The 26,578-nt window shown below is 36.2% G+C and carries 30 protein-coding genes; all 30 read right to left on the bottom strand.

Annotation, left to right across the window (positions count from 1 at the left end; genetic code table 11):
* Positions 1 to 30: 30 nt before the first annotated feature.
* On the bottom strand, positions 31 to 570 hold the full coding sequence (gene fliO, locus ACWZFG_RS01800; protein ID WP_418627506.1) for a flagellar biosynthetic protein FliO: 540 nt from the start codon (positions 568 to 570) through the stop codon (positions 31 to 33).
* 5 nt (positions 571 to 575) lie between these two features.
* Positions 576 to 938 (bottom strand): response regulator, encoded by a 363-nt coding sequence (locus tag ACWZFG_RS01795; protein ID WP_147668036.1) that lies wholly within the window; start codon positions 936 to 938, stop codon positions 576 to 578.
* A gap of 41 nt (positions 939 to 979) precedes the next feature.
* A complete protein-coding gene (gene fliY, locus ACWZFG_RS01790; protein ID WP_455576947.1) occupies positions 980 to 2,209 on the bottom strand; it encodes a flagellar motor switch phosphatase FliY in 1,230 nt (409 codons plus the stop codon).
* Positions 2,202 to 3,206 carry a flagellar motor switch protein FliM gene (gene fliM / locus ACWZFG_RS01785; protein ID WP_147668032.1) on the bottom strand — a complete coding sequence of 335 codons (1,005 nt, stop codon included), beginning with the start codon at positions 3,204 to 3,206 and terminating at the stop codon, positions 2,202 to 2,204. The genes fliY and fliM overlap by 8 nt, the downstream gene beginning before the upstream one ends.
* Positions 3,207 to 3,253: 47 nt before the next feature.
* Positions 3,254 to 3,739, bottom strand: a complete 486-nt coding sequence (locus ACWZFG_RS01780; RefSeq protein ID WP_418627326.1) for a flagellar basal body-associated FliL family protein — start codon at positions 3,737 to 3,739, stop codon at positions 3,254 to 3,256.
* 162 nt (positions 3,740 to 3,901) lie between these two features.
* Positions 3,902 to 4,102: a flagellar FlbD family protein gene (locus ACWZFG_RS01775; RefSeq protein WP_147668030.1), complete on the bottom strand. Its 201-nt coding sequence runs from the start codon at positions 4,100 to 4,102 to the stop codon at positions 3,902 to 3,904.
* A 52-nt stretch (positions 4,103 to 4,154) separates the two neighbouring features.
* Positions 4,155 to 5,549, bottom strand: coding sequence for a flagellar hook protein FlgE (locus ACWZFG_RS01770; RefSeq protein ID WP_177505378.1), 1,395 nt, complete (start codon positions 5,547 to 5,549; stop codon positions 4,155 to 4,157).
* 79 nt (positions 5,550 to 5,628) lie between these two features.
* A complete protein-coding gene (locus tag ACWZFG_RS01765) occupies positions 5,629 to 6,012 on the bottom strand; it encodes a TIGR02530 family flagellar biosynthesis protein (RefSeq protein WP_177505377.1) in 384 nt (127 codons plus the stop codon).
* A 15-nt stretch (positions 6,013 to 6,027) separates the two neighbouring features.
* Entirely contained in the window at positions 6,028 to 6,522 is a 495-nt protein-coding gene (locus ACWZFG_RS01760) for a flagellar hook capping FlgD N-terminal domain-containing protein (RefSeq protein WP_177505376.1), read from the bottom strand.
* A 15-nt stretch (positions 6,523 to 6,537) separates the two neighbouring features.
* Entirely contained in the window at positions 6,538 to 7,893 is a 1,356-nt protein-coding gene (locus ACWZFG_RS01755) for a flagellar hook-length control protein FliK (protein ID WP_455576946.1), read from the bottom strand.
* Positions 7,894 to 7,921: 28 nt separating this feature from the next.
* Positions 7,922 to 8,557: a MotE family protein gene (locus ACWZFG_RS01750; protein ID WP_177505374.1), complete on the bottom strand. Its 636-nt coding sequence runs from the start codon at positions 8,555 to 8,557 to the stop codon at positions 7,922 to 7,924.
* A gap of 37 nt (positions 8,558 to 8,594) precedes the next feature.
* Positions 8,595 to 9,113: a lytic transglycosylase domain-containing protein gene (locus ACWZFG_RS01745; RefSeq protein ID WP_177505373.1), complete on the bottom strand. Its 519-nt coding sequence runs from the start codon at positions 9,111 to 9,113 to the stop codon at positions 8,595 to 8,597.
* 4 nt (positions 9,114 to 9,117) lie between these two features.
* Entirely contained in the window at positions 9,118 to 9,564 is a 447-nt protein-coding gene (gene fliJ, locus ACWZFG_RS01740) for a flagellar export protein FliJ (protein ID WP_177505372.1), read from the bottom strand.
* Between the two features lie 18 nt (positions 9,565 to 9,582).
* Positions 9,583 to 10,899 carry a flagellar protein export ATPase FliI gene (fliI, locus tag ACWZFG_RS01735; RefSeq protein ID WP_147668014.1) on the bottom strand — a complete coding sequence of 439 codons (1,317 nt, stop codon included), beginning with the start codon at positions 10,897 to 10,899 and terminating at the stop codon, positions 9,583 to 9,585.
* Entirely contained in the window at positions 10,899 to 11,684 is a 786-nt protein-coding gene (locus tag ACWZFG_RS01730) for a FliH/SctL family protein (protein WP_455576961.1), read from the bottom strand. Before ACWZFG_RS01730 ends, fliI begins: the two co-directional genes overlap by 1 nt.
* Position 11,685: 1 nt before the next feature.
* The gene (gene fliG, locus ACWZFG_RS01725) at positions 11,686 to 12,699 is read right to left on the bottom strand and encodes a flagellar motor switch protein FliG (protein WP_147668248.1); all 1,014 of its coding nucleotides are present in this window, start codon (positions 12,697 to 12,699) and stop codon (positions 11,686 to 11,688) included.
* 22 nt (positions 12,700 to 12,721) lie between these two features.
* A complete protein-coding gene (fliF, locus tag ACWZFG_RS01720) occupies positions 12,722 to 14,293 on the bottom strand; it encodes a flagellar basal-body MS-ring/collar protein FliF (protein WP_418627323.1) in 1,572 nt (523 codons plus the stop codon).
* A gap of 43 nt (positions 14,294 to 14,336) precedes the next feature.
* On the bottom strand, positions 14,337 to 14,636 hold the full coding sequence (fliE, locus tag ACWZFG_RS01715; RefSeq protein ID WP_177505370.1) for a flagellar hook-basal body complex protein FliE: 300 nt from the start codon (positions 14,634 to 14,636) through the stop codon (positions 14,337 to 14,339).
* Between the two features lie 17 nt (positions 14,637 to 14,653).
* Positions 14,654 to 15,094 carry a flagellar basal body rod protein FlgC gene (gene flgC, locus ACWZFG_RS01710; RefSeq protein WP_177505369.1) on the bottom strand — a complete coding sequence of 147 codons (441 nt, stop codon included), beginning with the start codon at positions 15,092 to 15,094 and terminating at the stop codon, positions 14,654 to 14,656.
* Between the two features lie 44 nt (positions 15,095 to 15,138).
* Positions 15,139 to 15,552 carry a flagellar basal body rod protein FlgB gene (gene flgB / locus ACWZFG_RS01705; RefSeq protein WP_147668004.1) on the bottom strand — a complete coding sequence of 138 codons (414 nt, stop codon included), beginning with the start codon at positions 15,550 to 15,552 and terminating at the stop codon, positions 15,139 to 15,141.
* Positions 15,553 to 15,794: 242 nt separating this feature from the next.
* Positions 15,795 to 16,571, bottom strand: a complete 777-nt coding sequence (gene codY / locus ACWZFG_RS01700; RefSeq protein ID WP_147668002.1) for a GTP-sensing pleiotropic transcriptional regulator CodY — start codon at positions 16,569 to 16,571, stop codon at positions 15,795 to 15,797.
* A gap of 117 nt (positions 16,572 to 16,688) precedes the next feature.
* Positions 16,689 to 18,074 carry an ATP-dependent protease ATPase subunit HslU gene (gene hslU, locus ACWZFG_RS01695; protein ID WP_147668000.1) on the bottom strand — a complete coding sequence of 462 codons (1,386 nt, stop codon included), beginning with the start codon at positions 18,072 to 18,074 and terminating at the stop codon, positions 16,689 to 16,691.
* An 11-nt stretch (positions 18,075 to 18,085) separates the two neighbouring features.
* Entirely contained in the window at positions 18,086 to 18,619 is a 534-nt protein-coding gene (gene hslV, locus ACWZFG_RS01690; protein ID WP_177505368.1) for an ATP-dependent protease subunit HslV, read from the bottom strand.
* 20 nt (positions 18,620 to 18,639) lie between these two features.
* Complete coding sequence (gene trmFO, locus ACWZFG_RS01685) at positions 18,640 to 19,950, bottom strand: methylenetetrahydrofolate--tRNA-(uracil(54)-C(5))-methyltransferase (FADH(2)-oxidizing) TrmFO (protein WP_177505367.1); 1,311 nt, start codon at positions 19,948 to 19,950, stop codon at positions 18,640 to 18,642.
* Positions 19,950 to 22,184, bottom strand: coding sequence for a type I DNA topoisomerase (gene topA, locus ACWZFG_RS01680; protein WP_177505366.1), 2,235 nt, complete (start codon positions 22,182 to 22,184; stop codon positions 19,950 to 19,952). Before topA ends, trmFO begins: the two co-directional genes overlap by 1 nt.
* Positions 22,181 to 23,275, bottom strand: a complete 1,095-nt coding sequence (gene dprA / locus ACWZFG_RS01675) for a DNA-processing protein DprA (RefSeq protein ID WP_455576945.1) — start codon at positions 23,273 to 23,275, stop codon at positions 22,181 to 22,183. Before dprA ends, topA begins: the two co-directional genes overlap by 4 nt.
* A gap of 99 nt (positions 23,276 to 23,374) precedes the next feature.
* Entirely contained in the window at positions 23,375 to 24,487 is a 1,113-nt protein-coding gene (locus ACWZFG_RS01670) for an MGDG synthase family glycosyltransferase (protein WP_177505364.1), read from the bottom strand.
* A 38-nt stretch (positions 24,488 to 24,525) separates the two neighbouring features.
* Positions 24,526 to 25,005 carry a 2-amino-4-hydroxy-6-hydroxymethyldihydropteridine diphosphokinase gene (folK, locus tag ACWZFG_RS01665; protein ID WP_177505363.1) on the bottom strand — a complete coding sequence of 160 codons (480 nt, stop codon included), beginning with the start codon at positions 25,003 to 25,005 and terminating at the stop codon, positions 24,526 to 24,528.
* Positions 25,002 to 25,370, bottom strand: a complete 369-nt coding sequence (gene folB / locus ACWZFG_RS01660) for a dihydroneopterin aldolase (protein WP_147667986.1) — start codon at positions 25,368 to 25,370, stop codon at positions 25,002 to 25,004. Before folB ends, folK begins: the two co-directional genes overlap by 4 nt.
* Positions 25,363 to 26,571 carry a dihydropteroate synthase gene (folP, locus tag ACWZFG_RS01655; RefSeq protein WP_147667984.1) on the bottom strand — a complete coding sequence of 403 codons (1,209 nt, stop codon included), beginning with the start codon at positions 26,569 to 26,571 and terminating at the stop codon, positions 25,363 to 25,365. Before folP ends, folB begins: the two co-directional genes overlap by 8 nt.
* Between the last annotated feature and the right edge of the window lie 7 nt (positions 26,572 to 26,578).

Below are 26,578 nucleotides of genomic sequence, written 5' to 3'. Positions count from 1 at the left end.
GGCGTTTAATCACAAATTTTACCCCTTCTCTTACTTATGATCCTTCTTTTTTAGCATAGCAGGAATTCGCCTTGACAATTCCTCTAAAGAAATGAGTTGTTTTTCAAAAATATGATTAAAATCACTTTGCCCTTTTAATTCCTCAGCTTGGGCACGTAATTTAACAATTTCCATTTCGTCAGTAATCTCTTTTAATAAAGTAATGTTATGATCTGAAACTCCAATAAGCATTACTTTACCAGCCATTTCAACGATACATAAAGATTTATTTGCGCCAAGTGGCAAGCTTTCTAAAACTCTACTTGATTTAGAAAGCCCCACTCCCCCTAGTTTCTGTCCTATTAACTTAGAAACAAAATAAGCCATTCCGGCAACAAATAAAAAGACCACTAATAAGCTAAATAAATAGGCAATTGTCGACACCCATGAAGATTGTGACGATTGCGTCGTTGGCTCTTCATATGTCAAATAGCCGCTTTGCACAGCCTCTGCATACCCAATCGTATGTACAAATGTTAACAACATGACTGCTGCTAAAAGCCAAACTATTGTATATGTTTTTTTCTTCATCGAATTTAACCTACTGCTTTACGAACAGCTTCTAAAACACGATCAGGTTGGAATGGTTTTACAATAAAATCTCTTGCCCCAGCCTGAATTGCTTCTATCACCATTGCTTGTTGCCCCATTGCGCTACACATGATAACTTTTGCATTTGGGTCAATTTTTTTGATTTCTTTAACTGCACTAATCCCATCCATTTCAGGCATTGTAATATCCATAGTAGTTAAGTCCGGTTTTAATTCTTGATATTTTTCTAAAGCTTTTAACCCATTTTCAGCTTCTCCAACAATCTCATAACCATTTTTTGATAAAATATCCTTAACCATCATTCTCATAAAAGCCGCATCATCAACAACTAAAACTCTAATCGCCATATTTTAATCTCTCCTTAATTATCATTCTCGTACACTAAACTTTATTGCAAATTTCTCATACGTTCCATGCTACTTACAATATCAGTAACACGAACACCAAAATTTTCATCTATAACTACAACTTCTCCCTTAGCTAACAACTTACCATTAACTAAAATATCGACAGGTTCCCCAGCCAATCTATCTAATTCAATAACCGAGCCTGTAGATAATTCTAAAACATCTTTTATTAACTTCTTAGTTCTTCCTAATTCAACAGTAACCTGAAGAGGCACATCCAAGATTAAGCCAATATTACCATCATTTATAGGTACAGCTGATTGTGTTAATGGGGAAAACTGAGCTGGCTGTACAGGAACATTTGGTGAAACTCTAGCTTCCATCGGTGCCGTAACATACATTGGTTGTTGTGCATAAGCTACTGGCGTTGGTTGTGGTGCAGGCGCCGCAACAGACGGTGCCGCAGCAGCAGCAACAGGTACTGTTTGTGTTGGCGCTGTAGCAGCTGGGGATTGTGGAGACATTGCTTTAGCAACTGGAGCTGCCGGTATCTCTTCAGCTTGCATTCCACCAGACATTAAATTATCAACCATCTCTTTCGCAATATTAAGGGGAAGAATTTGCATTATTTCACTATCTATTAGTCCCTCTACTTCCATTCTAAATGCAACTTTTACAATTTCTTCACTCTCATTGACTACCTCACTAATTTTTGTCTCGCTTGCCAAGTCTATTAAGTTTACAAGTGGTGGAGAAATATCAATTTTTTTGCTAAACATAGTTGATAGGGACGTAGCAACAGCTCCCATCATTTGGTTCATACATTCTCCAACAGCACTCATATACAATTCATTCAATTCAGTTGGAGGATTCGTTCCTTCTCCCCCCATCATCAAGTCAGCAATAATTAAAGCATCTTGTTCTTGAATTGCTAAAATATTATCACCACTAATGCCTTGGGTATAACCTACTTGCACAATTAAATATGGTAATGGATAATGATTTTTTATTGCCCCTAAAGTATCTACTGAAACTCTTGGCGTAGTAATTGAAACGCGTCGACCTAAAAGTACGGATAATGTCGTAGCCGCACTTCCCATGGAAATATTTCCAATTTCACCTAAAGCATCCTTCTCCATATCTGAAATATCTTCCGTAATGCCCACAGACACACTTTCAGATGTTTCCGGTTCTGGTTGCGATTCTGGTGTACTTCCACCACCATTAAGCAAAGCATCTATTTCTTCTTGTGAAAGAAAACCATCATTCATCCTCATCATCCCCTTCTGTATTTACCCTTGCTATTTGTACAGCAACCTTATTACTTGAGGTACCTGGTCTACACCAAAACTTAGACTTTCTACCTACAATTACGTTTAATTCATTGCCAACTTTCGCATCTAGCTGTAAAACATCACCTACTGCCAAATCTAAAAACTCTTGAACAGTAATATCAATTTTCCCAAGTTCAACAATAAGCGGCACATACGTTTTTTCAATCTTCCGTTGTAAAACTTTAACCTGTTCAGGATGATCTTCTTTCGCCACTGAGGAAGCTACCCAATACGTGGTCGTTAATTTTGACATAACTGGCTCCAGTACAAGATAAGGAATACAGATATTCATTAAACCTTCTATATCCCCAATTTTCACCTGCAAGGTAATAATAACCACCATATCATTAGGTGGAACAATCTGGGTGAATTGCGGATTGGTTTCAATCGCCTCTAATTTAGGCGTTATTTCAATCACATTATGCCATGCTTCCTTAAAGCTCTCCAAAGCTTTATTAAATACTCTACGAATAATTACTTCTTCAATATCAGTCAAAGCCCTTATTTTTGACAAACTTTCGCCCAAACCACCAAAAAGACGATCTATAATAACGAAAGCAATATTAGGATTCATTTCAAAAATAATGTTTCCCTTTAAAGGTTCCATGTTTAATACCCCAATAACACTTGGGTTAGATAAAGACCTTACAAATTCCTCATATGTCAACTGATCAACGGAAGCAACATTTACATTAACGATAGCCCTAAGATGTGTAGATAAATATGTATTCAATAAACGTGCGAAGTTTTCATGTAACATATATAAAGTTCTAATTTGGTCTTTTGAAAATTTATCAGGTCGTTTAAAATCATATACTTTTATTTTCTTTTGTTTCTCTTCATCTTTTATTTCTTCTGCAGAAACAACACCAGTAGACAAAGCTGATAACAACTGATCAATTTCTGACTGCGATAAGACATCAGACGCGGCCAATGTTCACCCTCCTTTCATTTAAGCTTAAGTGAACATCAGTTATATCATTACTGCAACACAAAGCTGGTAATATAAACCTCATAAACACAATCCTCACCAAGCACTTTATTTGCTTCATTTTTTATTTGTGTTTTTAACTCTTCTTGCTTTACTGGATCAAAATCCTCTATTTTTTGTGACCGTAACAATTGTAAGACGGAATCTAATAATTTAGTTTCTGTAACTGAACTTAGTTTTCCTTCTTCTGCTTTTTCACTTTTCGGTGCACGCATCTCTAAGACAACACCAACTTTAAGAAAACGCCCACTCTTTACACCGCCAACATTAACAATCATTCCATCTTTGTCACCAAGTTTCAAAAATATTCCTGGGTCTCGCTTTTCTATTTTGGTAGCAGAATCAGCCATTACCTTTGTCGCAATAAAGTACGATACAGCTCCAGCTAACAATAATCCTACCACAACCAGCCCTACAACCATAAGCATAGGGAATTTTTTAGCTGGTTGTTCTTTTGTTTTTTCTTCTTCAGCCAATCATCCACACCTCCATGTAAAGGATAAAACATCACTTGATTATTATTTCTTTCATCAAGTAATATACAACTTTTCATAAGTTGTATAACCTTCTGCCCTTTTGTAATTATAATAAAAATGTATCTTTTTTATAGAAAAGATTACATTGGACATTCAATTTTATTAACGAAAATTTCCCCCTAAAGCTCTTCGATAAGTCATAACTCTTCTTACGACCTCTTCCATTTTTTCCTCAACAATTAGTTTCTTACCATTTGTAAGCGTAATTACAGTATCCGGCGTTTGTTCTATCATTTCAATAATTTCCGCATTTAAAATTATTTCACCTTCACCGTCAGAATTAAAACGTGTTACTTTAATCACAATATCTTCCCCTTTTTATAGGAAAGGGGAAGATCCCCTTTCCATATTTAAATTATCGTTTTAAGTTTGCTAAAGTTTCAAGCATTTCATCAGAAACTGTAATAATCTTTGAATTTGCCTGGAAACCACGTTGCGTAATAATCATATTACTAAATTCTTCTGATAAATCAACATTAGACATTTCAAGATTACTTGGAGTAATCGTTCCTGCACCGCCATTGCCGGATGTAGAAATCTGAACAACACCAGAGTTGTTGGATTCCGAAAAAGTATTAGAGCCAAGCTTAGTTAAGCCTGCAGGATTATTGAATGTAGCAATCGCTACCTGTGCAAGGCTTTTTGTTAATCCATTACTAAATTTCCCCGTAATAACTCCTGATGAATCGATACTTACACTCTCTAAATCACCCGCCGGATATCCATCTCTACTCGTTACTGTAGCTGTCGATTCTCCAGAGTACTGTGTCATTTTTGAAAAATCCGGTGTTACTGTCATTGCATTTGCTTGTGTAGGTTGAAAAGTCATCGGAGTTCCAGAAACAGATTTAAAAGTACCGTCTGTATTAAATTCTATATCATAGACTCCTCCTGTAATTGCAAACCCAGTATCAGTTTGATATGGTGCTGTAGAGCCTGGAGTATATTGCCATTTATTGTCACCAGTTTTTGTGAAAACACCTGTAATTTTATGTTCTACACCCTCACTATCATAAACAGTAACTGGTGCAATTACCTTTGTTGGGGGAGTAGTTGTTTCAGTTTTTGTAATCTTTTGGGTTCCAGTATACTCTATCGTCGTTACAATAACTGTTCCATCAGTAAGAGTATTCGTAGTAGATGTTGGTCCTGAAGCAGGTGTAGTATCAGCTACAGTATCTGTAGTAGTTGTCGTTTGACTCGCTTTACCTTCAGCAGATAAATTTTTCGTATACCCTATACTTTGGGTAGCTTGTGCTGCCATTGTCTGTCCTTTTGGAATTGTAATACCAGTTACATCGCCACCCGCATTAATCTTTCCACTTGCATCAGCCATCCAGCCTTGCACTAACAAACCACTACCTGGTACCGTATAATTACCATCCGAATCAAATTCAAATGCACCCGAACGCGTATAAATTTTATTTGCACCATCACCCAAAATGAAGAATCCATTTCCCGAAAGTGCAAGATCTGTATTTTTCCCTGTCGATTGCAATGAACCGTCACCAAAATTTGTATCTACTGACGCCATTCCCATACCAAGACCAATTTGTTTAGGGTTTGTTCCCCCCTTATTTCCTTGTGCGGATGCCGCACCAGCGATATTTTGACTTAAAATATCTTGGAAAGTTACACGGCTTCCTTTAAAGCCTGTAGTATTTACATTGGCAATATTATTACCAATAACATCCATTCGCGTCTGATGATTTTTTAAGCCAGACACACCGGAAAATAATGAACGCATCATAATAAATCATCCTTCCTTAAGATACTGCAGTGCGACTATATCAATCATTCTATAGTCAAAACTCTCCTAAGGTCCAAGCTTATAAAATCACTGCACTATCAATATTTGTAATTATTTTATCTTCTGCACCATTGCCATCCATGGCTGTAATAACCGTCCGATTTTTTACACTTACAACAAGCGCAATATCATTCATCATGACCAATGATTCTTTTGCACCTTTTTGCGCCGCTTTATCTACAGCTTGGCTCAACCTTTTCAAATCAGCTTCACTTAACTGCAAATTTCTGCTTTGCAAACGATCTAAAGCATGTTGTGAAAACTTTAAACAATCAAGTTTCTCATTAAGTAGCTTATCAAAATCATTACCTGCACTTTTATACTTTGCTACATTGTTTGCCCTAAGACGATTATCAATCGGCAAGAGTGGCTGTGCTTGAAAATAAATTTTATTTTCAGCCATTCACTAATCCTCCTCTTACGATTTATCTCCTGTTCCCTCTTCAGCTGGCATTGTACCAATTCCATGAATTTGTGAAATAGAAACTATAATATTACCAACTAAAACATATGGTTGTCCATCCACAATTTTAATACCTGTAACTGTACCAGTTTGCATTTCCTTTTTATCATTTTGCCATTCAATTTCTTTGCCAATGAAATTACTTGTTTGGCCTACTAATAAAGAAGTGTCCATATTACCTATCAAAGTATTCATTTTTTCTAATGTAGAGTTAACATTTGTCATTTGCTCTAACGAAGAAAATTGTGCTAACTGCGCAATATATTCAGCATTATCTTGTGGGTCCAATGGATCTTGATACTGCATTTGTGTAACTAAAAGCTTTAAAAATGATTCTTTACCAAGCTCTCCGCCAGCCTGTGTTGTCGTTGTCGTTTTTATCGTACTATTTACTACTCCATTTGTAGTGTTTAAAGATGTACCATCTGTGATTGTTGTACTATCTGCCATATGTATAAACCTCCTTTAAATTCGATAATCCACGCCATCATCTGTAACCTTTGAAATAGGTACATTGGTTTTATCAACTTCTTCTTCAAAATCAGCTAAATCAATTTTTTGATTCTTAAACTTTGAGGACTTCTGTTGATTATATTGAGCCTGTTCCCCATTAGACATTAAGTCGCCAAGTCCAGCATACACACTTACATTATCAACTTTAATCCCCTGACTTGCCAGTTCCTGTTTCAGTTGAATTAATGAAGATTCTAACATTGTCCTCACCTGTGCATTCTCACTATGGAACGAAGCACTTACCACACCTTTTTCAACGATAACTTTTAACGTCAAATCTCCAAGATGTTCTGGTTTAAGCTTAATGATCATCTGTGTATCTTCGTTATTTTTTATTAATTTTGCTTTGTCAATAATTTGTGTATGAATATCATAATCAGTTACTGTTTCCTCTGGTTGACTCAAGGCATTCGTTTGTTGAACAACATTGGTATCTATACGGTTATTCATCATAACCGCAAATTGATTAATTGGTGTAGAAGTATCCAGCGTTGTTTGTGGCTCAGCATTTTGTAACGGTTGACTAATCTTTTGCCTAGCATTATCAGAAACAAATAAAACATTTAGATTACTTTTTAAATTTTCCTGAGGTTGCTGATTTGACTTAAGTAAATCCACTTTTGTAGGATTTGTATTTTGCAAGTTCTCACCAGCTAACGGAATGACATTTTCACTTACTAATGGCTTACCTACAGTTTCCGATTTATTTACATCTGTTGAATACGCTTGCAAAGAATCTTTCTTACCATCAGTTTTCAACTTAGTCAGTGCTGGATCTATTTGTGGTAGAATAGACTCCACTACCTCTTGAGTTGCTACAGCTGCTTCTATCGGTTGCTGAATAGTGTTACTCACATCGCCTACTTGTTTTTGACTCCACTGTTGCAATTGCATATTTTGCAATTTACTTGCAAAATCATTAGCTAGATTTTGCCCAAGAACATCATTTGGATTTTTATCAAGAACTTCATTTGATACTTCCAAAGCATTTTCTTTTATCTCAGCAAAATTTATCGAAGTTTCAGTCTGATTATCCACTACTGTCAGTTTCGGATTCAATACTGCTGTTGCCATAGCATTTAACACATCATTTGTTCCTGCCTGAACAGCGTTTTCTTCTACATTCTGATTTTCATTTGTCGCATTAGTTAAAACATCATTGAAATTCTTTCCATCTTTCCCTTTGCTATTGGTAGACACTTTAGAAGTATTTTGATTCGATATTTTTTCAGTAGATATATTCGTTGCTACTTGTCCTTTTACAGGCTCTTTTACTGGAACATTCACCATGTTTAGCATCATATTCATCTTTCTCACCTCCTTTCATTCATAAAAATCATCTTACCTCCGTAACAACCGGAGGTTTTCCATTATACATAATACGCGTTAAATTCGCTCCACGTGCAGTATTAAAAAGCGGTAAAATCTGGACAACCTGATCATCTTCCATTTTCCCCATAATAGCTAATACCATATTATCATCAAGTTGTTCTAGTAATTTAACGGCATCTTCCGGCTTCATCTCATTATAAAGCCTTGCTAGCTTTGAAATACGTTTTTTTTCTTCTGCCTGTCGAAGTTTCATTTGTTTTTCAATCTCTTCTTTTGTTAGGACAACAGCACTGTTAGGGTTCGTCCTACCATTTGCATTATTATTCTTCAACAGGTCTTGTTTTACCTCTGATTTAGCTGCTGGCTTAGACTTTAGTTCAATATTATCACTGTGTTCTTTTTCATCGATATTCTCGGGCTGCTCAAAGTACTGTCCAATCACAGGGTATTTATATAGCTCTAGTTTCTCATTCATTGCATTTACATCAAAAACACGTAAATACACCCCTAAAAAGAACCCCCCTATAATCAAACAAAGAAATAATAAGATAAAAGCTAGAATTTTTATTAAGCGTAAAAAACGATTCGGTTTTTTAGTTGCTTCTGTTGTCTGTTCGTTATTTTTTCGCCAAATCGCCATCTGCTTACCTACTTTCTAAATAATATACAAAATCATCTTAACGATATAAATCTAAAACTTTACTTACATAATTTTGTGTTTCTGTATATGGAGGAACTCCATTATAATTTTTTACAGCTTGTGCACCAGCATTATATGCAGCAACAGCTTTCTTTACATCACCATCAAAAGTATTTAGGAGTTGTTTTATATACTTAACGCCACCTTCAATATTTTCTTTTGGGTCATAAATATTATTTACCCCTAAGGAAGACGCTGTATCCGGCATTAACTGCATGATCCCGACTGCTCCAACTTCAGAAACTGCTGTAGGAGAATAATTGGACTCAGTTTTTGCTACCGCATCTACTAATTTAGCATCTACTCCATATTTATGAGCAGCCTGACGAATCAAATCTGAAAAATCATTTTCAGATTTCAATGCACCTTCATTGTGGAATTCACTAGCATTCGCCTTTGCGCTATTCATTTTTACTCCAGTATAACTAGCCCCTGAAATACCAAATCTAGTTTCAATTTCTTTTATTCGTTGAAAGACAAGATTTACTCCATTCATCATTTCACCTCATCGCTCGAGCATGTATCTGCAAACCGATTTCATCTAATTCTTTCTGTTCTTCTATTAATTGTTCCGCTTTAAATTCTTTTAACCGTTTTTCTTTTAATTGTTCAATAGTTTTCAATTTATTTAAAGCTTCTTGAAATTCGTCCAACCGTTCTTGTCTTTTTTTTTCTGCTTCATTAATTACATGTTTTTGTTGTTCAATTTGCGTGCGCAAACGGAAAAAATATGTATTATAACTTGTGAGTAATCCAATTGTAATTTTTTGATTTTCTATTTCTTCATACGACTTAAGACCTGCTTCTAGCTCTAACTCAAAAACTTTCAGGCTTTCCTTTTCCTTTATCAAGGCATTTGTCGCTTCTGCAAAAGCAATTTCAGCCCGTTCTTTCTTTATTTGGGCAACTTTTAATACTGCGGTTAAACGAAACTTAAATTTTTTCATTTAGAAAAGCCTCCACAGTTATGAAGATAATTTCAATAAACGTTCAACCGTTTCTTCAAATGTATCCACTTCATACACATCTTGTTGCAAAAACGCTTTTATTTCACCAATGACCCGAATTGCCTTATCAATATTTTCATTACTGCCTGCAACATATGCACCAATATTAATCAAATCTTCAGCCTCTCGATATACAGCCATCGCCGAACGCAACTTTTGTGAGGCTTGATAATGTTTCTTTTCAACAATCTCTAACATTACCCTGCTTACACTATTTAAAATATCAATTGCTGGATAATGATTTTGCGCCGCAATAGCTCTAGATAAAACAATATGCCCATCAAGAATACTTCGAACCGCATCGGCAATAGGTTCATTCATATCATCACCATCGACAAGAACTGTATAAATGCCCGTAATAGAACCTTTGTCATTCGTTCCTGCACGTTCTAACAAACGTGGTAACATTGCAAATACAGATGGAGTGTAACCACGTGTAGCTGGAGGCTCTCCAACTGTCAGCCCAACCTCACGTTGTGCCATTGCAAACCGAGTAACTGAATCCATCATTAAAATTACATTCATGCCTTGATCACGAAAATATTCAGCAATTGCTGTAGCGGTCATCGCACCTTTTATTCTTACCAATGCCGGTTGGTCGGATGTAGCGACAACTACTACCGAACGTTTCAAACCTTCTTCCCCCAAATCACGTTCGATAAATTCTCGTACTTCACGACCACGTTCACCAACTAAAGCAATTACGCTAATGTCTGCCTCGGTATTTCGGGCAATCATTCCAAGTAATGTACTTTTTCCGACACCACTTCCTGCCATAATTCCAATACGCTGCCCACATCCCATTGTAATCACCCCATCAATAGCCCTTACCCCTACAGATAGAGACTTCTGAATTCTCGGTCTTGACAACGGATGTGGCGGCATTGCATTTAGCGGATATTCTGTTCCCGTAATCAACGGGCCTTTTCCATCTATAGGATTACCAAGTCCATCAAGAATTCGACCTAGTAACTGCCTGCCGACATTGACCTTGAGCATTTTTTGTGCAGCAATAACTTCACACCCTGGACCAATCCCTTGCATCTCACCAATTGGCATCAATAAAACGCTGCCTTGACGAAAACCAACAACTTCGGCTGGAATCGGCTCAACATCATCTAATCTTGAACATACATAGCAGAGTTCACCAAGGCTAACATTAGGGCCTTGAGACTCTATAACCAAACCAATAACCTGTGTAATCTTCCCATTCAACTTAATGGGTTCACAAGCATCTATTGCATTTATATATTTTGAAAAATCAATTTCCATCATTATATAACATCCTGAACAGCTTTTTTTATTGCATCCAATTGAGTTTCCAATCTTGCATCAACCGTACCATTCTCACTTTCAATTATACACCCACCGTTAGCAATAAGCTTATCAGGTATAATTGAAAGTTCAAAATCACTATCAAGCATAGATTCAAAAATCAACTTAGATTGCAATACGAACTCATAATCATCCATCGAAACCCTAATATTGATTTTTCTCTGGTTTTTAACCTTTTCTAAAGCCTTTTTTATTACTTCAACAACGAGTGTATGATTTTCTGCAAATTTCTCTTTTACAATTTTTTCTGCTACTGCTGTAACAATTGCTAAAATCTCGCGTTCAGCCTTTAATATCGTTTCTTTTTTTTCACATTCCGCTACTTCAATGATGCGCTTTGCTTTTATATTCGCCTCTTCAATAGCTGTTTCCATTTCTTTTTTCACTTGTTCTAAAGCAGTTGCATACCCCTCATCATATCCTAAACGATATCCCTCTTCTTTAGCTGCTGTTTTTAACTCTTCAGCTTCAACCTTTGCTTGGTTGAGAAACTCATCATACTTACTCTGTGCTTCTACTAAAATCTTGCTTGCCTGCGTCTGAGCATCACTTAAACACACTTCTGCTTTTTTTTGTTGTTCTGCCATAAAAACTTCACACGCAGCAGCAAATTTTCTGTCTTCTTCACTTATCACATCATCATTTAACATGGTACTTGAAACTATAATTCGCGGAATATCTACTACTTTTGGATTATCATCTTGTAACACAGCACCTTTTATCACTCTAGACAATCATTTCGTCTCCCTTACCACGTGCTACAACAATTTCACCAGACTCTTCAAGGCGTCTAATTACATTAACAACCTTTTGTTGAGATTCTTCAACATCGCGAATTTTAACAGGTCCCATGTACTCAATTTCTTCACGTAACATATCCGCAGCGCGTTTTGACATATTTTTGTATATTTTTTCGCCAACCTCTGGAGATGTTGCTTTTAATGCAAGTGCCAAATCTTTGGAATCGATTTCGCGTAGTACCATCTGTAGTGAACGATCATCAAGCATAACAATATCTTCAAATACAAACATAAGCCGTTTAATTTCTTCAGCCAATTCCGGATTTTCAACTTCTAAGTTTTCTATAATTGTACGCTCCGTACTCCGATCAACACGATTTAATACTTCTACGATTGATTGAATTCCCCCAGCTGCTGTGAAATCTTGTGATACAAGCGAAGATAATTTTCTTTCTAAAACACGTTCCACATCTCTAAGTACATCTGGAGAGGTACGATCCATTGTTGCAATTCTTTTTGCAACTTCAACTTGTCGTTCCGCTGGCAATCCAGATAAAATCGCTGCGGATTGTTCTGGCTGTAAATACGCCATAATTAGAGCAATCGTTTGCGGATGTTCACTTTGAATAAAGTTCAACAATTGACCTGGATCAGTTTTTCTTGCAAAATCGAAAGGGCGTATTTGCAAGCTGGAAGTTAGGCGGTTTATAATATTGACCGCCTTTTCCGTTCCAAGCGCTTTTTCCAACACTTCTCTTGCATAATCCAAACCACCAGAGGATATATATTCTTTCGCAACTAGCATTTGATAAAACTCACTAATTACTTTATCTTTATCCTCTTGACTCACTTGTCTTTGATTTGCAATTTCTAAAGTAAGTTTTTCTATTTCATCTTCGCGCAAATGCTTAAATAGTTGGGCTGAACATTCGGGCCCCATTGCAATGAAAAATATTGCTGCCTTTTGTTTCGTCGACATCTCTTTACTAGCGCCATACATATCCATTCATCACAACCTCCTTTTATTCATCAGCCAACCAAGTTTTTACGATTTGAGCAACATCCTCTGGACGCGTTCTAATCATATCCTCAATTACTTTACGTTCATTTAATTTTGTTTGTTCTTCTGGACTTAATTCTGGTTCATTATCAATATTCGTATCTATAAACGTAGCTGCTTGTTCTTTCGCAGCCAATGCTTCCATAGCAAGACGTTCTTGTTCTTCTCGTTCCAGACGTTCTTTACGGCGTTTATTAATAAAGTATGCAGCGATTGCCCCTAAAATCAATGCAAGCAAGCCGATTTGTAACCAGAACATTTGTTGTTCTTTTGCTGCTGCATCCTGTTCAGCGCGGGCCTGTCTATCAAATGCATCCGTACTAAATGGTAAAGCCTCTACAGAAATCATATCGCCTCGTTCCGTATTTAAACCAATTGACGAAGCAACCGCTCTTTGTAAACTTTCCTGTTGGGTTGGTGTTACTTGTTCATCCACTAATACTGCAACAGTTAATCGTTTAATAGACCCAGGAGCTGCTACAACTTTTTCTTTTGTTTCATTTATTTCATAATTTTTCGTTACTTCTTTTTTTGTATAATCAGATTTATTATTTCCATTTGCTGTAACGTATCCTGGAATGTTAGAAGCTGTCCCTGCTGGACCTCCCGGCGTTTCCGATGAACCACTATAAGTTTCATTTGTTTGTTGTGAACTGCGAATAATTCCTGAATCATCAACAACCGGTTCAAAAACCTGTTTATCCATCGTCCTTTGATCGAAGCTCAATTCTACATTAACTCTGGCAACAGCTTTTCCCTCACCAATTACTTGATCTAATAAGGACTGTACGTCTCTTTGCAATCTTTCTTGAATTTTTTTCGTCATATCTAATTGCGTTAACGTAACATTTCCCACTGATTTTTCATCATCTTCCGGATCATTTAAAACCTTACCCATATTATCAACAATTGTTACATTTTCCGGTAATAAGCTCTGTACACTATGCGATGCTAAATTAACAATCCCTTTTACCTGCTGCTTTGTCAATTGAGCATTGGGTCTTAATTTAAGCATAATAGAAGCAGTTGCCGGCTTCTCATTCTTTTTGTATAAGCTATCTTCCGGAAGTACAATATGTACACGTGCTTTTTCTACTTCCTCAAGTTCTTCAATTGTTCTTGTAAGTTCGCCTTGTAAAGCTTGCAGATAATTCACTTTATTTTGAAATTCAGTTACACCTAACTTGCTATCATCAAAAATTTCAAAGCCTTTTTTCCCTCGTGGAAGTCCTTGCGTTGCAAGTTCTAACCGCGCACTATGAACATCTTTTGCCTGTACCAATATAGAAGTACCACTTGATGTTTCCTGAGGTTCATAAGTAATTTTCATTTCTTTTAGTTTTGCTGCAACTTCACCTGCGTCTTTGGCTTCCATACCGGTAAACAATGGAACCATATCGGGCTTTCCACCCCACCAATAACTCCACCCTAAAATAGCAATCATTAAACATATTGCCGATCCAATAATCGTATAACGTTCTTTTTTACCTAGTTTTCGCCAAACACGTAGAGACTGTTCCTTCCAGTCTGCCATCGTCTCAATCCTTTCGCCTAAACACAGATACTAAAAATTATAATCACACTTGCATACGCATAACTTCTTGATATGCTTCTACTACCTTATTACGTATCTGCATAGTTAACTGTAAAGCAACTCCTGCTTTTTCACCTGCAATTACAACTTGCGATATATCATTCACTTTTCCAGCCGCTAAATTAATAGATGCATCACGACTTTTTAATTGCAAATCATTCACTTCATTTAACGATTCCTTAAAAAAGTCTCCGAAGCTTTTCCCCTCTACCTCCGCAGCTTGATTTATATTATTTATCGCACTACTTCTAACTGGCGTTAACTGTAATTTTTCAACTTGCATAAATTGCACCTACCTTGTTATTTTCCAATATCCAACGCTTTCATCGCCATACTTTTAGCCGTATTTACCGCAGTAACATTTGCTTCATAGGCCCTTGATGCTGTAATCATATCAACCATTTCATTTACAACATTTACATTTGGCATTTCAACATATCCATCTTTATTCGCATCAGGATGATTTGGGTCATAAATTGTATTTCCCGGCGTATCATCTGAAATAATCCCTACCGCTCGCACACCTTCACCTGACTGTTGCATTTCACCTGACAATGTCTTTGCAAAAGACAGGCCTTGTTGAGCTCTCGGTTCAAATACAACTAATTTTCGCTTATATGCTCCACCTTCTGGAGTTCTCGTTGTATTTACATTTGCCAAGTTATTTGAGATAACATCCATTCGTAACCTTTCAGCTGTAAGTCCCGATGCTGCAGAATCAATCGCATCAAACATTCCCATTTTAACCTCTCCTTATCTCAATTCAAAACAAGCTTGTCTTTATCTTATTTTTGACCTGAGGCAATTGACTTCATTGTATTGAAGTAACTTCCGATTTGTCTAGCCACAGCATTATAATAAATATTATTTTTTGCAAGTCCAGCCATTTCTTCATCAATGTCAACATTATTTCCATCAGTCCGCATTGTCGTATTATTTATTGTTCTAATTTCAGGAGATACTCCGCCGCTTTTCGATAGAGGCAGATGTTTAGCATTTGTTTTTGTTAACGCTAATTTATTTGTATCTGGTTGCAATTCTTTCGCTAACAACTCTTCGAAATCGACAACACTTTTTTTAAAATGAGGCGTATTTACATTTGCAATATTATTACTTATCACTTTATGTCTTAACTCCGCCGCGCCTAAGGCTCCACTTAAAGAGTTTACCATCGACGACCCAACAATTTGTTCTAACATTTTATCCCTCCATATCATAAAATGAAGCAATCCATTGCAATTCACATATCATATATTTCTACATTATTTTTCATTTCTACGACTATGTTTCTACACTTTTCTATAAAATTCCTTCGAAAAACAATTAAAATATTTATCCAAAAGTAGAAGATAGTCGAATTGTCCTAAGATTGTCCTAAAACTACCAAAATCCCGTGCTGTAAACAGTACGAGATTTTATATTTGGGAATTGCATTTACCTTTCAATTTTTCAATTTTTCAATTTCTTCTAACAAGTACTCATTTAGCACTTTTATATAAGTACCTTTCATTCCCAATGACTTTGATTCAATAACACCGGCACTTTCAAATTTTCGTAAAGCATTGACAATAACTGAACGGGTAATTCCTACTCTATCCGCTATCTTGCTAGCAACTAGAAGTCCTTCATCTCCATCAAGTTCACCTAGAATGTTGATTGCAGCTTCAACTTCCGAATAAGAAAGCGTTGCCAAAGCAATCTGTACTGTGGCCTTTTTTCTTGCTTCACTTTCAATCTTTTGTGTACGGTCTCTAAGCATTTCCATTCCAACAACAGTTGCCCCATACTCAGCTAAAACTAAATCTTCATCTGTAAACTCTTCGTCAAATTTAGCAATGATCAATGTTCCTATTCGTTCACCAACGCCATAAATCGGTACAATTGTAGTGTTCTTTCCATGGAAAATGCATTCAGTGTCTTGACTAAATGCACAAATTCCACTTTTTAATTTCAAATTAGATGAAGTTTCTTCTATATTTAAAAGCCAATTTACATAATGTTTTGGGAACGCACCTTGCATAACAACTTTATCAATCATTAACTCACATTCAAAATCATCAATAAAAGCATGTCCAAAGATTTCTCCAATTTTACTTACAATATATATATTAGCACCGATTACACTACTAAGAACTTTAGATATTTCGCTATATTCCACATTTTCCGATTTTTGTAATAATTTATTAATTTTGCGCGTACGTTCCAATAATGAAGTCACAAAACAGCCTTCCTTTCCAAAAAAAAAATATATAATATGGCGCAATCCTACACCATATTATATATTTTAACACGATAATTAAAATAATTGTACTAAAATAATAAAATTTCTTTATTATTATAAAATAAAGTGACTTAAGTCTTGATTTACAACAATATGTGATAATTTTGATTGTACATAAGCACGATTTATTTCTATATCTTTTATTTCTAAATCAGGTGCTTCAAAAGCTAAATCTTCTAACAATTTTTCCAAAATCGTATGAAGACGTCTCGCTCCAATATTTTCTGTCTGCTCATTTACATCACATGCAATCTGCGCCAATTCATCAATAGCATCTTCAGTAAATTCAATTTTTACGCCCTCAGTTGCCAATAACGAACGATATTGCTTTAACAATGCATTTGCAGGTTCAGTAAGAATTTGTTTAAAGTTCTCTTTTGACAAGTTCGTTAACTCTACACGAATTGGAAAACGCCCTTGTAATTCGGGGATTAAATCCGAAGGTTTAGATACATGAAACGCACCCGCAGCAATAAAAAGTATATGATCGGTTTTTATTGGTCCATATTTTGTAACCACCGTAGATCCTTCTACGATTGGAAGAATGTCTCTTTGAACTCCTTCACGAGAAACATCCGGGCCTGAAGAATTACTTCTTCCTGCAACTTTATCGATTTCATCTAAAAATATAATACCGCTATCTTCTGCTAATTTTGTCCCCGCAGAAATCACTTCATCCATGTCAATAAGCTTCTGTGCTTCTTCTTGAGTAAAAATCTTTCTCGCATTCGCGACTGTGACCTTACGTTTTTTTGGTTTCTTTGGCAGTATATTGCTAATCATATCTTGAATGTTATTTCCCATTTCCTCAATACCAGATCCAGCAAACATCCCAACCATAGGACCACCATTATCTTCTACCGTAATTTCAATCAATTCTTCTTCCATTTCACCAGAGGCTAATCTTTTTCTAAACCAATCTTTTCCCGCTTGATATTGTGGTTTTTCCTCCGCTTCTGCCTCTGGCTGTTCAACCGTTTTTGCACTAAATAAAGCCTCTAATGGATTTCGCATTTCTTTCTTCTGTGTTGGAATAAAATAATCAACAATTCTTTCTTCCGCTAAAGATTTCGCACGATCATTTACTTCTAACATCCTTTCTTGCTTCACCATTCGAATTGCGGTTTCCGCCAAATCGCGAATCATTGATTCAACATCTCGTCCTACATACCCAACTTCTGTGAACTTAGTTGCTTCAACTTTTACAAAAGGAGCATGTACAAGCTTAGCAAGTCTTCTGGCGATTTCTGTTTTACCAACACCAGTTGATCCGATCATTAATATATTTTTAGGAATAATTTCATCTTTCAAATCTTCCGATAATTGTTTGCTACGCCAACGATTTCTAAGTGCAATAGCTACGGATTTCTTCGCCTGTGCTTGACCAATAATATATTTATCTAATTCTTGAACTATTTGTTTAGGTGTTTGCTCGTTCAAAATACTCCCTCCTATTCTAACTCTTCCACAGTAATATGGTGATTTGTAAACACACAAATATCAGCCGCTATTTCTAAAGCCTCACGTGCTATTTCAGACGCTGTTAGCTCAGAATGTTTTACCATCCCCCGTGCGGCCGCAAGCGCATAAGCCCCACCTGAACCAATTGCTGTTACACCATCATCTGGTTCTATTACTTCACCATTTCCTGATAAGATAAACATTTTTTCACTATCTAATACGATAAGCAAAGCTTCTAATTTTCTGAGTACACGATCTGTACGCCAGTCTTTAGCAAGCTCCACAGCTGCGCGCATCAAATTCCCATTAAATTCTTCTAATTTAGTCTCAAACTTAGAAAACAAAGTAAAAGCATCTGCTACTGAACCAGCAAACCCAGCTAAAACTTTACCATGATACAATCTTCTTACTTTTTTTGCATTATGCTTCATTACTGTATTGCCGCCAAATGTTACTTGACCATCTCCAGCAATTGCAGTTTTTCCTTTATGTTTAACCGCTACAATCGTTGTTGCATGAAACATATTTTCGCCCCCAGTACGATTTATTCTAAACTATCTTTAAATTTCTGCAAACTTGCTAATGCCCGCATTGCAATTGTACGATTTTTTTCCTTTTTATCACGAATTCTTTCACCCAGCGGTGGTAACAATCCAAAATTCACATTCATCGGTTGAAATTTTTTACTTTCCGCCTGTGTAATATAATGGCATAATGCGCCATGTGCTGTATCCTCTGGGAAAACAACTGGTTCCTTTTCTTCCACCAAACGCGCCGCATTAATTCCTGCTATCAAACCACCTGATGCTGACTCAATATATCCTTCGACCCCTGTCATCTGTCCAGCAAAGAAAATTTTTGCGTTAGATTTTAATTGTAAGGTAGGACTTAACACCATTGGAGAATTAATAAACGTATTACGATGCATTACACCATACCGCACAAACTCCGCTGTATCCAAACCCGGAATCAACCCAAATACTCTTTTTTGCTCTGGCCATTTTAAATGAGTTTGAAATCCAACGATATTATATAAACTTGCTGCATAATTATCCTGCCTTAGCTGCACTACGGCATAAGGTTTTTCGCCTGTTACTGGATGCTCTAACCCAACTGGTTTCAACGGGCCATAACGAAGCGTATCTATGCCGCGACTTGCCATCTCTTCAACAGGCATACATCCTTCAAAAAAAATCGCTTTTTCAAAATCTTTCGTCGCTGTTCTTTCAGCATTGACAAGCTCATTCCAAAAAAGCTCATATTCTTCTTTATTCATTGGACAATTGATATAGTCCGCATCACCTTTTCCATATCTAGAGGCTTTATAAGCTCTATCCATATTCAAAGATTCATAAACAACAATCGGTGCAGCTGCATCATAAAAATACAAGTATTCTTGCCCTGTTAATTTAGCAATTTCTTTTGACAGCAAATCGGAAGTAAGCGGACCACTAGCAATAATCATTGGAGAATCCGTTTCAATTATCTGTTTTACTTCCTCATTTATTATATTGATACGCGGATGGTTTATGATCTTTTCTGTAATATATTTACTAAAACCTTCACGATCAACAGCCAAAGCACCACCAGCAGGCACTCTGTTGGCATCAGCAGCTTCCATGATTAAAGAATCCATTTGACGCATTTCTTCTTTTAGCAAACCCACTGCATTTTCGAGACCTGCCCCACGTAAAGAATTGCTACAAACCAATTCAGCAAAATTCTCCGTATGATGTGCTGGAGTAGAAACCTTAGGTCTCATTTCATATAAATCTACATCTATGCCTCTTTGTGCAATCTGCCAAGCAGCCTCACTGCCAGCTAGACCCGCACCAATTATAATTACCTTCGCCACTACTTTTCCTCCGCTTTCTTACGCGATGTCTTTTTCGTTGACTTTTTCTGCGTCGTCTTTGTTTTTCCTGATTTTTTTGAATTATCTAAGGCTACATCTGCATTTTCTTTTTTCTCAGCTTGTTCTTGCGTTTTCTTTTTATTTTTTTCTAGCTCTTTATTAATCGGATGATCTATTCTTGATGTACACTCTTCATTACTACAATAAGTAATAAATCGACCATTTTTATAATTGTGCTTTAACATAAAAGCACCACAAACTTCACAGTTTTCTTTTAACGGCATATCCCAGCTAACAAAGTCGCATTCCGGATAGTTTTTACACCCATAAAAATGCTTTCCGCGTTTACTACGCCGTTCAACAATTGCCCCTCCACATTTTGTACAAATAACCCCTGTATCTTTTAATAAAGGTTTTGTATTTCTACACTCAGGAAAACCAGGACATGCTAAAAATTTTCCATACCGTCCTTGCTTTACAACCATCATTCTGCCACAATGCTCACATGGAATGTCTGAAATTTCCTCTGGAAGTTCGACATGCCCAATTGCTTCTTCAGCATGCTCAAGCGTTTTCGCAAATGGCTCATAAAATTCTTCTAACAATTGATTTTTATCAATTTTTCCTTCTGCAATCTCATCTAACTGATTTTCTAACCCTGCAGTAAATTCCGCATCAACAATTGTTTCAAAATACTCTTTCAGCATATCTACAACGACAAAACCAAGTTCTGTCGGTTCAAACTTCTTATCTACGCGGACAACATAGCCTCTTCCTAAAATTGTTTCAATAATAGGTGAATAAGTACTAGGTCTACCAATTCCTTTTTCCTCAAGCGTTTTTACTAAAGATGCCTCATTATAGCGCGGAGGTGGCTCAGTAAAGTGCTGTTTAGGTAAAACCTTTTGCAATTTTATTACTTGATCTATCGCTAACTCTGGCAAAGTAACATCTTTATCTTGCTCTTTCGATTCTATATATACCGCTCTAAAACCCGGAAATTTTAGCTGTGATCCTGTTGCTTTTAGACCATATTTTCCTGCTGAAATTTGAATTGTTAATGTATCGTAAATCGCTGGTGCCATTTGACTGGCAACAAAACGCTCCCAAATTAAGCGATACAATTTGTATTGATCTTTTGATAGGTATTTTTCAATGCTATCCGGCGTATAGATTATACTTGTCGGACGAATTGCTTCATGCGCATCCTGTGATTTCTTTGTAGAATATACAGGGGGTTTTTCTGGCAAGTATTCTGCACTAAATTCTGCATTCACATAATCTCGTACCTCTTGCTGTGCGAGATCAGATACGCGTGTAGAATCCGTACGCATATAAGTAATCAAACCCACTGGCCCTTTGCGCCCCAGCTCTAACCCTTCATAAAGTTGTTGCGCTAACATCATCGTTTTTCTTGATGTAAAACCAAGTTTTCGTGATGCATCTTGCTGTAAACTACTCGTAATAAAGGGTGGCAATGCTTTTCGTTGTCTTTGGCGCTTCTTTACTTCCTTTACAACGAATGTTTGCTTTTCTAAATCATCGCAAATCTCAGTTGCTACCTTTTCATTATTTACCGCCAACTTTTCTCCGTCAATGGTAATTAATTCCGCATCAAACATCGGGCTTTTTACTTTTTCACGTAGTTTCGTATCAATTGTCCAATACTCTTCAGAAATAAAACTTTGGATTTCTTTTTCTCGATCACAAATCAATTTTACCGTTACAGACTGAACCCTACCAGCGCTCAATCCTTTACGAACTTTTCTCCACAACAAAGGACTCAATTTATATCCGACAATTCTATCTAACATTCTCCGTGCCTGTTGTGCATCGACTCGATCTATATTAATCGGTCGTGGTGACTTTACAGCGTTTTGAATCGCAGGTTTTGTTATCTCATTAAATACAATACGGCACTTTTCATCTTCGTCAACATTTAAAATATGCGCTAAATGCCATGCAATAGCTTCCCCTTCACGGTCTGGGTCAGATGCAAGAAATACTTTATCAGCGCTTTTCGCTGCACTTTTCAGCGATTTGATTAGATCTCCTTTACCTCGAATATTAATATACTTAGGACTAAAATTATTTTCAACATCTATCCCAAATTGACTTTTTGGCAAGTCACGTAAATGCCCCATTGAAGCTTTAACAACATAATTTTTTCCTAAATATTTTTCAATTGTCTTTGCTTTTGCCGGAGATTCTACAACCACTAATACTTTACTCACAAAACGCCCTCCTCAACGGTCCGAACATAACAATGCGGCGCACATTCTTTTACTAAGCCGCGCAACTCTAATTGCAATATCACGAAAGCAATATGCGAAGCACTACTTCGTGTTCTTAAAATAATGTCTTCTATCGTTAAAGGCCTATCCTCGCTAAGCGTTTGATAAACCAATTTTTCCTCTTCGGACAATTGCAATACATCTTCTTTTTTTAATCTATATTGTATCGTATACTCATTTAAAATATCTTTCGCATCTTCAATTAATTTTGCACCCTGTTTAATTAAAGTATGACAACCACCACTTAAAGGTGAAAAAACACTTCCTGGAACAGCAAAAACATCACGCCCTTCGCTTAAAGCGAATTCCGCTGTAATCAAAGACCCGCTTTTTACAGCTGCTTCAACCACTACAACCCCATTAGATAGTCCACTAATAATTCGGTTACGAGCCGGAAAATTTTTTGCCAGTGGTGCTGTCCCTGGTGCAAATTCTGATACAATTGCACCACCTTTATCTACAATCTCACAAAATAGACTGCGATTTTCTGCTGGATAAACAATATCTACTCCACATCCTAATACCGCAATCGTTTTTCCTTTAGCATCTAAAGCACCTCGATGTGATGCTGTATCAATCCCTCGTGCCGCCCCACTAATTATAGTAACGCCTGCTTTTGCTAAATCTTTCGCTAAACTTTCAGCAACATTTTTCCCATAAGGTGACGCTTTTCGTGCACCAACAATCGCAATATTGTTCTCATTACAAGTAAAATTGCCTCGATAATATAAGAGCATAGGTGGATGAAAAATTTCTTTTAACTGACTTGGATAGGATTCTTCAAAATAACTACATAATTTAATCTCTTGTTTTTCCCATTTTTCCGCTAAACCTTCGACAACGTCCAGTTTTTTCCTCTGAGAAAATAAACATTCACAGTCTGATTGAGTAAGACATTTGCTTGCTACAATATCACTATTGTCCGTCTGCCAAACATTTTTCGCACTGCCAAAGTACTCAATTAAACTCCGTAATTTAGCATTACCAATTCCCGGAGTCATTTGTAATGCTGCTAAAAAAATCTTTTCCAATATCTACACCGCCCATATAGAATCTAAAAAGTACGAAGTATAGAATATGGGTAATTATAGCACATAGGAATATTATAATACAACGAAACCAATAAAAAACTATGAAAAATTCTGAAAAATACACTCTATGATATGTTTTGCTGCATTCGGCTTTGCTATAGCCTGGGAATTTTCCCGCAGTTCTTTTAATCTCGCAGCATTATTTGCCAACAAAAATTTAATAAAACTACTTATTTTATTAATATCTTTTATAATATATCCAACCTCTGCAGTTTCAATAAATTTCGCATTATAATTTTCTTGCCCTGGGAAAGGGCGATAGATTAACATTGGAAGGCCTTTACATAAAGCTTCTGCAATTGTAACTCCCCCAGCTTTTGTAATCATTAAATCAGAAATAGACATAAACTGGTGAATAGATTGAACAAACTTAAACGTTTTAATATCATGGCAACTTGATTTGACGCATTGCAGCTTATTATACAAGATATTATTATTGCCCGCAACAGCAATCACTTGTAACGGAATATCAATCATTTCAAATTCCCTCAAAATTTTTTCCATTGGCAAAAGTCCAGCGCCGCCCCCCATAATCAAAATTGTCGGTTTATCCTCCACAAAATTTAAATCCTTGTAAATCTTCTTTTTCTCTACCTGTTCAAGAAAAGATTGCCTAACTGGAATTCCTGTAGTATATACTTTTTCCATCGAAAAATTATCAAATACTTTATTTGAAACTAATCCTTCATGTGCAATAAAAAACAAATCAGTATTTTGATTAAAACATAACCGATGTACAGCAAAATCCGTAATCACCGTGGCGCTCATTAACTCTATATACTTCTCTTCTTTTAAATAACTGACAAATCCTGCTGGTATCGCATGTGTAGCAATAATGCAGTCCGGTGAATAATCACGAATATAATGTAGTAATTTTTTTGAAAATACTTGATTCAACAATTTTTTTCCATACAATGCCCACTTATTATCATTCCCCCAAGCATATGCTTGATCATACACTTGAGGGAATGATTTTAAACTATATAAATATAAACCCAAAAGAAAATTTTTACAAATCTCAGGAATAAAAGTAAGTACATCATATTCAACAATATAAATATCATCTAAATCATTTAAGCTTTCATGAATTGCTTGTGCCGCTTTTACATGACCAGCCCCAATAGAAGCACTCAAAATCATGATTCGTTTCATATTGCGTACGCTCTCCTTAATCTACTTTTAAGAATATTCTATCCAAAATAGAGCGTAACATTACTACTATCTGGGCACTGCATTAGCAAATTTTTCACAGTCATTCCATCTGAAACTATAAAATCTCCTGCAATCTCTGCCATGGGTACTAAAACAAATTTTCGCAAAGCAAAAAAGGGATGGGGTAGTGTCAACCGTTCTGTATGCATTGCTTCATTATTATATGAAAGCAAATCAATATCAATAACTCTTGGCCCCCAACGCAATTCTCTCGTCCTCCCCATTCGACTTTCAATTGTTAAGCAAACATCTAATAATTCTTCCGGAAAAAGCTTCGTTTCAACTACTATCACTGCATTTAAAAAATCATCCTGCTCTTTTACTCCATATGGTTCAGTTTCATAAATTGATGAAATTTTCCTTACTATAATATCATTATGCTGATTTAATAATTCAATTGCTCGCATAAGATTTTGCTTACGATTTCCTATATTCGATCCAAGACCTAAAAAAATCATTCTGCTTTGCGATCCCGAATTGATTCTACTTGAACAAAATTTATCGGTCCTGCAATAGGTACCCCATATTTACGGACTCTGACAACTGCCTTTGCTACAACTGGACAGGCTTCTAAAATTTTATCTGCCATATGCATAGTTAACGCTTCTAATAATTGAAAACGCTTATTTTCTGCAATATCTTTCACCAATTGATATACATGGATGTAATCAACACCTTTTGTTAAATCATCCGTCTGAGCAGCTGTAATATCATTACAGTACATTTCTATATCATAGTAAAATTTTTGTCCTTGCTCCCGCTCATATTCATATACCCCGTGGAATCCATAAAACATTACATTGTCAATTAAAATCTTATTCATCTCTGCCACTCCTCATCATTGCATCTAACATTTTTAAAGTTCGTTTTACTTCCTTTACATCATGCACTCGATGAATTTGCACCCCTTTTTGTCTTCCTAATGCAGCTGTAGCAATGGTCCCTTCTACACGTTCCTCTACTGGCAAATCCAAAACTTCACCAATAAACCGTTTACGCGAGGTTGCAAGAAGGACTGGGCAATCCATCAGCTGTAGATCTTCTAAGTGATTCATCACATACATATTCTGTTGAAAATTTTTTGCAAACCCAATTCCCGGATCAATAATAATATTTTCTTTCTTTAAGCCATTTTCTAATCCAATTGCGATACTTCTTTCAAAAAAACTTCGCATATGATACATAATACCATCTGGATATTGCATATCAACATGATTATGCATAACAACAACTGGCACATTATACTTTGCAGCAACTTGCGCCATCTTTTCATCTTGTTGCAATCCCCAAATATCATTAATCATGTGCGCTCCACATTTTAAAGCAGCTTCAGCAACATTCGCCTTATATGTATCAACTGAAATTGGAACTTTACAATAGGGATTTATATATTCTAATATTGGCAATAATCTTTCTAATTCCTCTTTTTCCGTAACTTTTTCCGCGCCTCCATATGGTCGTGTAGATTCCGCCCCAATATCAATAATATCAGCCCCCGCCTCTTGCAAAGCGATTACTCTTTCCTTTGCACTTTCTTTTCGATTAAATCTTCCACCATCAGAAAAAGAATCCGGCGTTACATTCAAAATCCCCATAACTAAACTATTTGTATCATTAATTTCTAAAGCGCGATCTGACCATTGATAATTCCGATAAGGTAAAGCTTTGCTTTTCATTAAAATATTCTCAATTTGCTGCGCAAGTTTTGCTAATCCCCAAGGTTGAACTTTTAGCTGTGCTAAAGCAACTTTATATTGTTTTAATGTTGCAAAAATGATTACATCTGTATATTCTGCACTAAGATCAACCGTTTTACGTGAGACAGCAACATCTCCTCCTTTTCCTAAAAAAGTTTGCTTCAATATATTTGCTGCTTTTGTTCTAATTTTTTTAATTTTTATTACTTTAAATACGCTCTTTGGACACAATATATGTAATCCCATTTCATCGCAGTTAATTTTTTTTAATTCTTCCCATGATTGTGCTTCATTCTTAAAATCAAGAATCGTAATATCTGTTTCCATTTCAGTC

The organism is Anaerosinus sp. (assembly GCF_965318445.1).
Note: the sequence above shows the minus strand (reverse complement) of the source record. Positions and strands in the feature narration are given on the sequence as shown.